This is a genomic window from Brevibacillus sp. JNUCC-41 (genome assembly GCF_014844095.1).
In the GTDB taxonomy this organism is placed as follows: Bacteria; Bacillota; Bacilli; order Bacillales; family DSM-1321; genus Peribacillus; species Peribacillus aracenensis.
Genome location: NZ_CP062163.1, coordinates 177,764 through 190,328 on the forward strand (window position 1 = coordinate 177,764; position 12,565 = coordinate 190,328).

10 protein-coding genes are annotated in these 12,565 nt (G+C 42.9%); 1 reads left to right on the forward strand and 9 read right to left on the reverse strand.

What is annotated here, in order from left to right; all coding sequences use genetic code 11:
• Positions 1-28: 28 nt before the first annotated feature.
• From hemB to hemA, 5 genes are read right to left on the reverse strand one after another with little or no spacing between them, the layout of a single operon-like run.
• Positions 29-1,021 carry a porphobilinogen synthase gene (gene hemB, locus JNUCC41_RS00885; protein ID WP_076364930.1) on the reverse strand — a complete coding sequence of 331 codons (993 nt, stop codon included), beginning with the start codon at positions 1,019-1,021 and terminating at the stop codon, positions 29-31.
• Complete coding sequence (locus JNUCC41_RS00890) at positions 1,018-1,815, reverse strand: uroporphyrinogen-III synthase (protein WP_192205968.1); 798 nt, start codon at positions 1,813-1,815, stop codon at positions 1,018-1,020. The genes hemB and JNUCC41_RS00890 overlap by 4 nt, the downstream gene beginning before the upstream one ends.
• On the reverse strand, positions 1,815-2,747 hold the full coding sequence (hemC, locus tag JNUCC41_RS00895; RefSeq protein WP_192205969.1) for a hydroxymethylbilane synthase: 933 nt from the start codon (positions 2,745-2,747) through the stop codon (positions 1,815-1,817). Before hemC ends, JNUCC41_RS00890 begins: the two co-directional genes overlap by 1 nt.
• Before the next feature lie 9 nt (positions 2,748-2,756).
• Positions 2,757-3,587: a cytochrome C assembly family protein gene (locus JNUCC41_RS00900; protein ID WP_076364924.1), complete on the reverse strand. Its 831-nt coding sequence runs from the start codon at positions 3,585-3,587 to the stop codon at positions 2,757-2,759.
• A gap of 10 nt (positions 3,588-3,597) precedes the next feature.
• Positions 3,598-4,944, reverse strand: coding sequence for a glutamyl-tRNA reductase (gene hemA / locus JNUCC41_RS00905; RefSeq protein WP_192205970.1), 1,347 nt, complete (start codon positions 4,942-4,944; stop codon positions 3,598-3,600).
• Positions 4,945-5,206: 262 nt separating this feature from the next.
• Between hemA and JNUCC41_RS00910 the strand changes: the two genes are divergently transcribed.
• Positions 5,207-5,689 (forward strand): LiaF transmembrane domain-containing protein, encoded by a 483-nt coding sequence (locus JNUCC41_RS00910; RefSeq protein WP_192205971.1) that lies wholly within the window; start codon positions 5,207-5,209, stop codon positions 5,687-5,689.
• 73 nt (positions 5,690-5,762) lie between these two features.
• Here the strand turns inward: JNUCC41_RS00910 and yihA are convergent, their stop codons facing one another.
• The 4 genes from yihA to clpX all read right to left on the reverse strand — a co-directional run bounded on the left by yihA (position 5,763) and on the right by clpX (position 12,253).
• The gene (gene yihA / locus JNUCC41_RS00915) at positions 5,763-6,344 is read right to left on the reverse strand and encodes a ribosome biogenesis GTP-binding protein YihA/YsxC (RefSeq protein ID WP_034308918.1); all 582 of its coding nucleotides are present in this window, start codon (positions 6,342-6,344) and stop codon (positions 5,763-5,765) included.
• Positions 6,341-8,662, reverse strand: coding sequence for an endopeptidase La (gene lon / locus JNUCC41_RS00920; RefSeq protein WP_192205972.1), 2,322 nt, complete (start codon positions 8,660-8,662; stop codon positions 6,341-6,343). Before lon ends, yihA begins: the two co-directional genes overlap by 4 nt.
• Before the next feature lie 254 nt (positions 8,663-8,916).
• Positions 8,917-10,587 carry an ATP-dependent protease LonB gene (gene lonB, locus JNUCC41_RS00925; RefSeq protein ID WP_192205973.1) on the reverse strand — a complete coding sequence of 557 codons (1,671 nt, stop codon included), beginning with the start codon at positions 10,585-10,587 and terminating at the stop codon, positions 8,917-8,919.
• A 397-nt stretch (positions 10,588-10,984) separates the two neighbouring features.
• Positions 10,985-12,253, reverse strand: coding sequence for an ATP-dependent protease ATP-binding subunit ClpX (clpX, locus tag JNUCC41_RS00930; RefSeq protein ID WP_034308926.1), 1,269 nt, complete (start codon positions 12,251-12,253; stop codon positions 10,985-10,987).
• Positions 12,254-12,565: the final 312 nt, after the last annotated feature.

The window sequence follows — 12,565 nt, forward strand, 5'->3', positions numbered from 1 at the left end:
TTTTCCATTACAGGTTATATTTTTTATATCATTGATTATCTTCGTTTATCCAGCGTGCTACCTCTTTTGAAAAATACGTAATGATCAAGTCGGAACCTGCGCGTTTCAAGCCTGTCAGCATTTCCATCACTATCGCTTTTTCATCAATCCAGCCATTTTGGGCAGCAGCCTTGACCATTGAATATTCACCGCTGACATTATAGGAAACAACCGGAAGATTAAAGTTATTCTTAACGTCCCTGATGATGTCCATGTAGGAAAGGGCTGGTTTCACGATTAGGAAATCCGCACCTTCAGCAACATCGGATTCAGCCTCACGGAATGCTTCAAGGCGATTGGCGGGATCCATTTGGTAAGTTTTCCTGTCGCCAAATTGTGGCGCACCATTCGCAGCATCACGGAATGGGCCGTAAAAAGCCGAAGCGTATTTCACCGCATAGGACATGATCGGAATATCTTCATACCCCGCTTCATCCAGACCTGTACGGATGGCCGCAACGAAACCGTCCATCATATTGGAAGGCGCAATGATATCGGCGCCGGCCTCTGCCTGGCTGATTGCCGTTTTGGCAAGAAGGTCAAGAGAAGCGTCATTAAGGATTTTTTCCCCTTCAACGACCCCGCAATGGCCATGGCTTGTATACTCACAAAGGCAGGTATCCGCAATGACAATAACTTCTGGATATTGTTTTTTAATAAAGCGGGTTGCCTCTTGCACAAGTCCGTTGTGATGAAATGCCCCTGTGCCTTGTTCGTCTTTATCATGATCAAAAGGGACACCGAATAAAATGACTGATTTGATTCCCAGACTCACGACTTCATCCATTTCGGCCCCCAGATTATCCATCGATAGCTGATAGATGCCTGGCATGGAGTTGATTTCATTTTTCACATTTTCCCCGTCGATGACGAAGATCGGATAGATCAAATCCTCTTTATGCAATTGCGTTTCACGGACTAATGCCCTCATGCCAGCACTTGCACGCAAGCGACGGTGGCGATTGAATGGAATGTTTTTCATTTTAAAGTTCCTCCCTTTTTACTTCTTTTCAAGATGAAGCGTATTAACTCCGCAACCATGGCATCCGTCGTATATACATCTGGACAGACATCGACGGATAGCCCATGTTTTTCAGCTGTTTTAGCGGCAATCGGCCCGATGCAGGCGATGATGATCCGGTCTATGTATGTATCCAATTCATGGCGTTTCATGATCTGCAAAAAATGATTGACCGTCGATGAACTCGTAAAGGTTATGATGTCGATTTCATGGTTCTTTATAAGACGCACCAGTTTTTTTTCACTGCTTCGGGGAAGCACTGTATGATAAATAATCACTTCATCACAAGATGCACCAGCTTCATTGATCGCCTCCGCAATGACTGCCCTTGCGAGATTTCCTTTTGCCAGCAGCACGCGTGCCCCCGGATCAAGCCGGGTATTGAACTCCGCCACGAACCCTTCCGCAACAAACTGAGCTGGAACGAAATCCGCCTTATATCCATGCCGTTTCAGGGCCGCTTCTGTTTTGGAGCCGATTACGGCTATTTTCGGAAGGTTTAAAGGCTGGTCTCCAAGTAGCTTAAAGAAGAAATCCACCCCATTTTGACTGGTCAGAATGATCCAGTCATATGTAAGCAACTCTTCTAACCGCTGTTGTACATCTTCCAAATGATCAGGAAGAGTGAACTCAAGCAATGGCACAAGAAGCGGCGTTCCGCCATTTTTTTCGATCGACTCTTTTAAACCATCTGCCTGTCCTTTCCCTCTGGTGATTAATACCTGATAATCCTTAAGAGGTTGAACGGGATTCATTACTGATCAAGCTCTTCTTTTACGCGATCGATCAATGCTTTACCGCCCATTTCACTAATCTGTTTGGCTGCAGCATGCCCAACCGCCTCGGGATCAGCGCCCTCAACCATTTCTTTATAAATCACCTTTCCATCCGGGGCAGCGACCAAAGCCGTCAACGAAACGGATCCATTTTCTTTTGCCACCGCAAATCCGGCAATCGGCACCTGGCATCCGCCTTCCATTTTATCCAAAAAGGCACGTTCCGCTTCAACCGTTCTTTTCGTTTTTTCACAGGTCAATTTCGCAAGTTCCGCCAACAGATCCTTGTCATCTGCGCGGCATTCAATGGAAAGTGCTCCTTGTCCAACTGCCGGAATGCAAATATCCTCATCTAAAAATTCCGTTACGATGTCCTGTTCCCATCCCATTCTTGATAGTCCGGCCGCTGCTAAAATGATGGCATCATAATCTTCCGTTTTCAGCTTATTCAGACGGGTATCGATATTACCGCGAATCCATTTAATTTCAAGGTCCGGCCTTCTAGCCAAAATTTGCGCGCCGCGGCGCAAGCTGCTTGTACCTATGATGGAACCGGGCTTCAGTTCGGAAAGAGTTTCATGGTTCTTTGAAATCAAGGCATCCCGATGGTCCTCCCTAGGTGGTATGCAGCCAATCGTCAAGCCTGGAGGCAGCACTGCAGGCATATCTTTCATACTATGTACGGCCATATCAATTTCTTTATCAAGCATCGCTTGTTCGATTTCTTTAACGAATAAACCCTTTCCGCCTACCTTGGAAAGTGTAACATCAAGGATTTGGTCACCCTTTGTGACAATTTCCTTCACCTCGAACTCGTATGGGACCCCAAGCCCTTTAAGTTGATCGATAACCCAGTTCGTTTGGGTAATCGCTAATTTACTACGTCTAGAACCGACAATTATTTTTCTCATAGTTTCCTCCTAAGTATTCCAAAAGTGGAATGTTGAAAGGCTTCCGAAAAGGAAAAAGTTAATTAACACAATCATGAAAGATCCAATATTCAGAAAGGCTAGCGTCCTTCCATACATTTGTTTCCGAATTTTCAAGTATAAAAACACACTGTAAGCGATAAGCAAAATGAATGAGCCGATGATTTTCATGTCCAGCCACGATACCCCAGGCACTTTTATATAAGCCCATTGAATCCCCAGGATAAGGGAGACCACTAATAATGGAACACCTATTACCGCGAGGACATAAGACATATGCTCGAGCTTTGTTAAATCGCCGAGTCGAAGCAGGCGTTTCCCCCATTTCTTCCTTTTCAGTAAATCATATTGAATTAAGTATAAAAGTGAAAAGACGAAAGAAAGTGTGAATGCCCCATATGATAGGATGGCAAAAGTGATATGTATGAGCAATAGCTCCGAAACCAGGCGCTGTGCAAGCACTTGAGATTCTATCTGAACAGGCGCGAAGGTATGGATGGCCATGACCATGAAACCTAGTACATTCGTAAAAAAGACCGTAAAATCGACTCTTAGCAATCGGTTAATGATTAAAGATAGCGATATGAGGACCCATGCATAAAAATATAAGCCTTCAAAAATCGTCAATACCGGGAACCTTCCCGTTTTCAACACATACAGAAACAAAAAAATTGTTTGCAGTACCCAAACAATAGAAAGCAACCAGAAGGCGACCCTATTCGCCTTCTGGTTATTATTAAGGAAATCGATAAAATATAAAAGCATACTGACGGCATACAACAAAACAGTGGCTTCATGCAATCTTGTCATTAGTAATTCCATATCTACCCCATTACTGGACAGGAACTGGATTCAATAGGGATGGTTTGGAGCTGCTCCGTTCTTTTTCATCCGCAACCAGCTGGTCTTCAATCAATTCCTCTAAATGGAAGATTTTCACGAAATTATTCAATTGCTCTTTTGCATTCGGCTCATCTGCCAGCTCTTTTGCATAAAGGATCGGATCTTTCAGCATTTGGTTGATGATGCTTTTCGTATGCTTGTTCAGAACCTTTTTGTCACGTTCGCTTAAATGCGGAAGCTTTCTTTCGATGCTCTCCATCGTTTCCTTCTGGATCGATAGGGATTTTTCCCGTAAAGAAGAAATGACGGGAACCACACCAAGCAAATTAATCCATTGGTTGAAGTCCACAATTTCCGATTCGATCATCAATTCTATTTTCTCGGCAGCTTTTTTACGTTCTTCGATATTGGCTTGCACGATCCCTTCAAGATCGTCAATGTCATACAAGAAGACATTTTCCAGCTCGGCCAATGTCGGATCGAGGTCACGCGGCACTGCGATATCGACCATGAAAATAGGACGGCCTTTACGAAGCTTATTGATGAATGACATCATTTCCTTTGTTACAAGAAGATCTTTTGATCCAGTTGAAGTAATCAGGATATCAGTTTCCACTAAAGCGCATTGCAGCTCTTGAAGCTGTTTCGCCGTACCATTGAATCTCTCGGCCAGGTCAACCGCTTTCTGGAACGTACGGTTAATGACCGTAATGCTGTCTGCGCCATTGCTATGAAGATTTTGTATGGCCAGCTCACCCATCTTACCGGCCCCAAGAATCAAGACATTCTTGCCGTTCAGGCCTCCAAAGATTTTTTTTGCAAGCTCGACTGCCGCATAGCTGACGGAAACGGCATTGGTATTGATTTCGGTTTCCGAATGAGCTTTTTTAGCTAATGTAAGGGCTTGCTTGAAGAGATGGTTAAAAACGGTACCGATCGTATCTTCCTTCTGACCTAACAGATAGCTTGAACGTACTTGTCCCAAAATCTGAGTTTCTCCCAGTATCATGGAATTCAAGCCGCAGGTAACTGAAAATAAATGCTCGACAGCCCCATCGCCTTCATAAATGAACAGATATTTAGAAAATTCTTCTTTATCGATATTGAACCATTCCGAAAGAAATTCCTTTATATAATACCTGCTTGTATGAAGCTGATCACCGACCGCATATATTTCCGTCCTGTTGCATGTAGAAATAATAATGTTTTCCAAGATGCTTTTTTTATTTTTAAGAGCTTTCATTGCCTCGGCAAGTTCGGCTTCGTTAAACGATAGTTTTTCCCGAATTTCTACAGGGGCAGTTTTGTAATTTATACCAACCGCTAGAATATGCATCCTTTTGTTTTGCACCCCCAAAATTTTTCATGTAAATTTATTATACCATGTACTAAAATGGTTTCACGCAAATAATATGAACAGTTTATGAAAACGTATGCTACCATGGAAAAGACAGCCAAAACGCCAGAATTATTACAAAAGGTGTCTAAGCGGATTTGTAAGTTACATAAGTTACATACATGTTTCGACATTGTGTACAAAAGTACCATATCAAAAATGGCAAAAAACTTCAAGTAATCGAATTGCATAGGAGGATAAAATGAAAACGCAGCGTATTTTCCCAGGAATCGTTTTAATGGGTTTCGGGCTCTATTTTTTTCTAGAACATTCCCAAATCGAAATCTTTCCAGGCTTTTTCAGCTGGCCCACTTTATTATGTATAGTAGGTGCCGCCTTCCTGATTCAGGCATATAGCGGTAATGAATATGAGTCCATCCTGCCAGGCGTTATCTTACTCGGGTTCGGGGCTCACTTCCACATCGTCGAGAACCTGGATATTTGGCCGGATAATATAGGTATCTTTATTTTAATCATCTCTCTGGGATTTATTCTCCGGGCACGCAAAACAAATTCTGGAATGTTTCACGGCATGGTACTATTCATCATCTCGATCACTTTATTATTCTATGATAAAATCAAAACGTCTTTCGGGTTTGATGTTACAACTACCGCGAACATCGAAAGGTTTTGGCCATTTGCCTTGATGGCAATCGGCATTTATTTTTTGGTTCGAAAAAAGTGAAAATTTTTGATTGGCAATTTATACGAATTACATAATGAAAAAGGGTATTCCAGATGCGGAATACCCTTTTCTTTTACATATATTTCTTAAGGACGCCCCATGCTTGTTCCTTACCTTCGCCTGTTTCACCAGAGAATAGAAGCAATTCATCTTCTTTTTCCATATTTAACGTTTGGCGCGTGATTTTCAAGTGCTTCTGCCATTTGCCTTTTGGAATTTTATCCGCTTTAGTGGCAATAACGATCCGGGGCAGATCATAATGCTTCAGGAATTCATACATTGCGATATCATCCTTTGTCGGCGGATGACGCAAATCGACGATCAGAAGCGCAGCGCGGAGCTGGTCACGGGAAGTGAAGTACGTTTCAATCATCTTTCCCCAAGCATCACGCTCGGTCTTAGATACTTTTGCATAACCATAACCAGGTACATCCACAAAATGGAGTGCTTCATTTATGATATAAAAATTCAAGGTTTGCGTCTTACCCGGTTTAGAGGATGTGCGCGCCAAGTTTTTTCGATTGATCATTTTGTTGATGAAACTGGATTTCCCAACGTTGGAACGGCCTGCCAAGGCAAATTCCGGTATTGGGGTATTAGGATATTGTTCAGGCTTCACAGCACTGATGACAATATCTGAACTCGTCACTTTCATTCGTTCACACCTACCAATGCATGCTCAAGGACTTCATCGACGTGTGAAACTGGAACAAAAGTTAATGCTTTACGGACACTTTCCGGGATATCATCAATATCCTTTTCGTTATTTTGCGGGATGATGATTTTCGTAAGTCCTGCGCGATGGGCCGCTAAAGATTTTTCTTTAAGCCCGCCGATCGGAAGAACCCGTCCGCGTAATGTAATTTCGCCTGTCATGCCTACCTCTTTTCTGATCGGCCTATTTGTAAGGGCCGATATTAACGCTGTTGCAATCGTGATGCCTGCAGAAGGGCCATCTTTTGGGACCGCACCTTCGGGGACATGAATATGGATATCGTATTTTTCATGGAAGTTCGCATCAATCTGAAGTTTCTCGGTTTTTGAACGGACATAACTGAAAGCAGCCTGTGCTGACTCTTTCATTACATCGCCAAGCTTTCCTGTCAGAATCAGCTTGCCTTTACCTGGTGATAAGGAAACCTCGATTTGCAGCGTATCGCCACCTACCGACGTGTACGCTAACCCATTGGCTACACCGACTTGGTTCTCGACTTCCGCCTGTCCATAATGGAACATGGTTTTCCCTAAAAACTCCTCGACATTCTTTTCAGAAATGACGACCCGCTTTTTATCTCCGGACACGATGATTTTTGCAGTCTTCCGACAGATGCTTGCAAGCTGTCGCTCCAGACTCCGAACGCCGGCTTCCCGAGTATAGTAACGGATGATTTTTGTTAGAGCTTCCTCACGTATTTGCAGTTGTGTCTTCAATAGACCATGGTTTTCCAGCTGTCTAGGCAGCAAGTGATCCTTGGCTATATGAAGTTTCTCTATCTCAGTATAACCTGCAATCGAAATGATTTCCATACGATCACGAAGCGGACCGGGAATCGATCCCAAATTATTCGCCGTCGCGACGAACATGACTTTGGAAAGATCGTAGGTTTCTTCAATATAATGATCACTGAAATTATGATTTTGCTCCGGATCAAGCACCTCCAGCATCGCTGCAGATGGGTCTCCCCTAAAGTCATTGGACATCTTATCCACCTCGTCCAGTAAAAAGACAGGGTTGATCGTTCCGGCTTTTTTCATGCCTTGAATGATCCGTCCCGGCATCGCCCCTACATATGTGCGGCGATGTCCGCGGATTTCTGATTCATCGCGCACTCCGCCTAAAGATATACGGACGAAATTCCTATTCAGGGATGAAGCGATCGATTTAGCCAGGCTCGTTTTCCCGACCCCTGGCGGTCCCACCAAACAAAGGATCGGTCCCTTCAATGAATTGGTCAATTGCTGGACGGCCAAATACTCAAGCACCCGCTCCTTCACCTTTTCCAAACCATGGTGGTCCCTGTTCAGGATTTTTTCGGCTTTATGAATATTCAAGTCATCTTTGGTCGCTTTAGTCCATGGAAGCGAAATCAGCCATTCGATATAATTGCGGATGACAGAACTCTCGGCTGAGCTCGAAGGAACTTTTTCATAACGGTCCAATTCCTTTAATGCCGTTTCTTTGATATGCTCAGGCATATCCGCTTCTTCAATCTTTTCGTTGAGGACCTCAATCTCCCCTGTTTTTCCTTCTTTATCGCCCAATTCCTTTTGGATCGCTTTCATTTGTTCTCGTAAATAATATTCCTTTTGAGTCCGTTCCATCGAACGCTTAACACGCTGGCCGATCTTTTTCTCGAGAAAAAGAACTTCCTTCTCGTTATTGATGATCTCGATGACACGGCTTAAACGCTCTTTCATATCAATGGTCTCAAGCACTTCTTGCTTCTCCTTCAATTTCAAAGGCAAGTGTGAAGCGATTATATCCGCCAATCGCCCAGGCTCTTCAATATCCGCAGTGGAAGAAAACGTTTCACCGGTTATCTTTTTGGACATTTTTATGTATTGTTCAAAATAATCCAGTAGTGTGCGCATTAATGCTTGATGTTCAGCATCCTTTTCATCACTGTCTTCATATATTTTAATCTTGGCACCATAATGTGTCTCATAATCGTAAAATTCAATGACTTCTGCGCGGTTCAACCCTTCCACCAACACCCGGATTGTACCATTCGGAAGCTTCAACATCTGTTTTACCTTTGTTAAAGTTCCCATTGTAAATAAATCTTCTTCACCTGGTTCGTCCAACGAAACATCTTGTTGTGTCGTCAAAAATATAAGATGGTCTTCCACCATTGCTTTCTCAAGGGCTTGCACTGATCTATCTCGGCCTACATCTAAATGAAGTACCATCGTTGGATATACAAGCAATCCTCTTAGCGGCAGGAGGGGGACGATGATTTCTTTATCAGTCATTTCCTGACACCTCCATCTAATTAGTATCGTCGTTGTAAACTATTTACCCATGTTCTCAACCTTTTAACAATTCTATCCTATTTATATAGAAGTGTCTATTCGTTTACCTTAACACGTTTCGACTGCTTTTATTATCTCCAATATTGGATAAAAAAGCACGTCTGAATGCGTGTTTATTTTACGTCAGATTTGTCGGGAACGCCAATATGGTCCTTAAAATGCCCCGGTTCCATTTTTTAGCCGGGGCATTTCCTTTATACACTTTCTTTTTTCGATAGGTCCAAGGTTGTAAGGATTTGTTCCGACATCAATTCTTTTTTCAGTGCCTGATCCAGCACTTCTTTTACATTCGTAACGGGAATGATTTCTATATCCTTGATTTCAGATAGAAGTGGCTGCATGTTTTCGGCTGGGATGATTACTTTCTTAGCCCCAGCCAGTTTAGCCGCCTTGATTTTCGGAATGACACCTCCGATCGGTTTAACGCCGCCATGAATGCTTATTTCCCCAGTCATCGCCACGGTGTGATCAACAGGGATTTTATATATGGCCGAGTATATGCCTGTGGCCATTGCAATTCCTGCAGAAGGGCCATCTACTGGACTTCCGCCTGGGAAGTTCACATGGATATCGAATTGATCGGCAGGCACTCCCATCGACCGTAAAACCGTAATGACATTTTCTATCGAACCTTTTGCCATGCTCTTGCGGCGAATCGATTTGCCACCCCCGCCGCCGATACTCTCTTCTTCAACGATGCCGGTAATGTTTATCGAACCTTTTTCATCAGAAGCAGCCATGACCGTAACCTCGATTTCCAGCAACGCCCCGCTGTTGGGACCATAGACTGCAAGACCGTTGACAAGGCCTATTTTAGAATTCGATTCTATTTTCCTGTCCATTCTTTGTGTCAGCTGGCTGCTATGGGCCATCCAATCTATATCTTCTTCCCTGATAAACGTCCTGTTTTCATTAATTGATATTCCTGCAAGAGTCTGAATCATGTTGACAGCTTCCCTGCCATTTCGGGCATAATCCGAAATAGACTGCAAGCCTTTTTCACTGATGGTGATCTCCACTTTATCAGAGGCATTCTTAGCCACGGTGATTATTTCTTCCCGGTCAAGTTCTCGGAAAAACACTTCTATGCATCTTGAACGTATCGCAGGCGCGATTTCATTTGGCGTTCTTGTTGTGGCTCCAATCAGCCGAAAATCAGCCGGTAGCCCATTTTTAAAAATATCATGGATGTGAGTGGGAATATTTTGATTTTCCTCTTGATAATAAGCACTTTCCAGAAAGACCTTACGATCCTCCAATACCTTTAACAGTTTATTCATCTGTATTGGATGAAGCTCTCCTATTTCATCTATGAACAGTACGCCGCCATGAGCATTGCTGACTGCCCCCTGCTTTGGCTGCGGAATGCCAGCCTGTCCCATTGCCCCAGCTCCTTGGTAAATTGGATCGTGCACAGAACCAATGAGTGGATCGGCAATCCCTCGTTCATCGAACCTGGCTGTAGTGGCGTCCAATTCAACGAAAACGGCCGAATTCTTAAAAGGGGACTTGCCATTTTTCTTCGCCTCTTCCAAAACAAGTCTGGCAGCTGCCGTTTTCCCTACCCCTGGGGGACCGTAAATTATCACATGCTGGGGATTCGGCCCACATAAAGCAGCTTTTAAAGATTTAATCCCATCTTCTTGACCGACGATTTCATTAAATGTGCTTGGTCTAACCTTTTCTGCCAATGGCTCTGTTAACGAAATCGATCTCATCTTCCGTAATTGGTCCATCTCTTTACGTGAATCACGGTCAATGGAAACTTTTTGTGTCCGCTGGCCTTTCAATAAGTTCAAAAAATACAATCCAATAATGATCCCAAAAAAAAGCTGGATAAACAACGCCAATCCTGTCCAATTCATCGTATTCCCTCCTGCACTCTCCTAGTTTGTCATTTCTGTTAGTATCTCCTTTGGAAGGGCGAAATTATCCAAGAAATTCGTGTTGAAAATTTTGGCGTTTTTATCCTGAATAACAATAATTTATAAAAAGACAAAGAAAAAGACTGCCAGGCTGAACTGGCAGTCTAAACTGTAAATAACTCAAAATTAATTGGTTTTACCCTACTGTTTTTTTAAAGTATAAACGTTGATTTCCACTACAGGCACTCACTTTCCGCGGGCGGTCCGGGAGCCTACTCGACGCTCTGCGCCTGCGTGGGTTCCCTGTGACCCGTATTCCCCCAGGAGTCTCGCACCTTCCGTTCCAACAAAGAAAAAGACTGCCAGGATGAACTGGCAGTCTTGCTTTTCCATATGATCAAGCAGATGTTTTCTTTTCTTGTCCTTTGATTGTTGTACCGTCTTTTAGGACGAGCTTTGGAGATTCGTTTTTCGAAATCGTGCTGCCAGTGATTACACATTTTGCAACGTCATCACGTGAAGGCAGATCGAACATCACTTCAAGAATGATGCCTTCGATGATGGAACGCAGACCACGTGCACCAGTTTTACGTTCAATTGCCTTTTTAGCAATTTCACTTAGCGCTTCCTGTTCGAATTCCAATTCAACATCGTCAAGCTCAAGCAATTTTTGATATTGTTTAACAAGCGCATTTTTCGGCTGTGTAAGGATTTCAATCAAAGCAGCTTCATCCAATTGCTCAAGAGTCGCAATTACCGGAAGACGTCCGATGAATTCCGGAATTAATCCGAAACGAAGCAAGTCTTCAGGAAGGACTTTGGAAAGCAATTCTTTTTCTGCAATATCATCCTTTTTCACATCAGAGCCAAAGCCGATGACTTTTTGACCAAGACGGCGTTTGATGATCGGTTCGATGCCATCAAAGGCACCGCCGCAGATGAACAAAATATTGGTCGTATCGATTTGGATGAATTCTTGATGTGGATGTTTACGACCACCTTGAGGCGGAACGCTTGCAACCGTTCCTTCAAGTATTTTCAATAAAGCTTGTTGCACACCTTCACCAGACACGTCACGTGTAATGGAAGGATTTTCTGATTTACGGGCAACTTTATCGATTTCATCAATATAAATGATGCCTTTTTCCGCTTTTTCCACATCATAATCTGCTGCTTGGATCAATTTTAGCAAGATGTTTTCGACATCTTCCCCAACATATCCAGCTTCAGTCAATGAAGTCGCATCAGCAATGGCAAAAGGAACATTCAGTAATCGCGCCAATGTTTGCGCAAGAAGGGTTTTCCCGCTTCCAGTCGGTCCGATTAGGGCGATGTTACTTTTTGAAAGCTCCACATCGTCGACTTTGCTATTGGAATTGATACGTTTATAATGGTTGTAAACAGCGACAGCCAAAGATTTCTTCGCCTGTTCTTGTCCAATCACATATTCGTCAAGAATTTCACGGATTTCCATAGGCTTAGGAACATCTCTGAATTCTACTTCTTCATCAGTTCCCAGCTCTTCTTCGACGATCTCCGTACAAAGTTCTATACACTCGTCACAAATATAGACACCTGGACCAGCAACCAGTTTACGGACTTGTTCTTGTGTTTTACCGCAAAAAGAACATTTTAACTGTCCTTTTTCATCATTAAATTTAAACATGTACGTTCACCCCTTTAAATACTCTTCCAACTCTATTACATAGCGGTACCCAATCATAATAAAAAGAAACTAGGCACACATCTACTTAAACATTCCAAAATCCTAAGTATGTTTTGCATTTTATCATGTTCTTGGAAGTTTAGTAACAAAAATGCTCACGGTCCGAGTTGTTAAATAAGTACAATAATCAATCAATATGTATTTGCCCTTTACCAGTATGCCCAAAACTTTAGATCTTTAAAAGCAGGATTTGCTGTATAAATATGTATATGCGGTATTAGAACTAATCTACACCGAAATCCCAAAAAAATC

Excerpts from the sequence above, each read along its gene's own strand:
- clpX (WP_034308926.1), bottom strand. The coding sequence starts at position 12,253 with ATGTTTAAATTTAATGATGAAAAAGGACAGTTAAAATGTTCTTTTTGC.
- lon (WP_192205972.1), bottom strand. The coding sequence starts at position 8,662 with ATGACTGATAAAGAAATCATCGTCCCCCTCCTGCCGCTAAGAGGATTG.
- hemC (WP_192205969.1), bottom strand. The coding sequence starts at position 2,747 with ATGAGAAAAATAATTGTCGGTTCTAGACGTAGTAAATTAGCGATTACC.
- JNUCC41_RS00900 (WP_076364924.1), bottom strand. The coding sequence starts at position 3,587 with ATGGAATTACTAATGACAAGATTGCATGAAGCCACTGTTTTGTTGTAT.
- yihA (WP_034308918.1), bottom strand. The coding sequence starts at position 6,344 with ATGAAAGTGACGAGTTCAGATATTGTCATCAGTGCTGTGAAGCCTGAA.
- JNUCC41_RS00890 (WP_192205968.1), bottom strand. The coding sequence starts at position 1,815 with ATGAATCCCGTTCAACCTCTTAAGGATTATCAGGTATTAATCACCAGA.
- lonB (WP_192205973.1), bottom strand. The coding sequence starts at position 10,587 with ATGAATTGGACAGGATTGGCGTTGTTTATCCAGCTTTTTTTTGGGATC.
- JNUCC41_RS00910 (WP_192205971.1), top strand. The coding sequence starts at position 5,207 with ATGAAAACGCAGCGTATTTTCCCAGGAATCGTTTTAATGGGTTTCGGG.
- hemB (WP_076364930.1), bottom strand. The coding sequence starts at position 1,021 with ATGAAAAACATTCCATTCAATCGCCACCGTCGCTTGCGTGCAAGTGCT.
- hemA (WP_192205970.1), bottom strand. The coding sequence starts at position 4,944 with ATGCATATTCTAGCGGTTGGTATAAATTACAAAACTGCCCCTGTAGAA.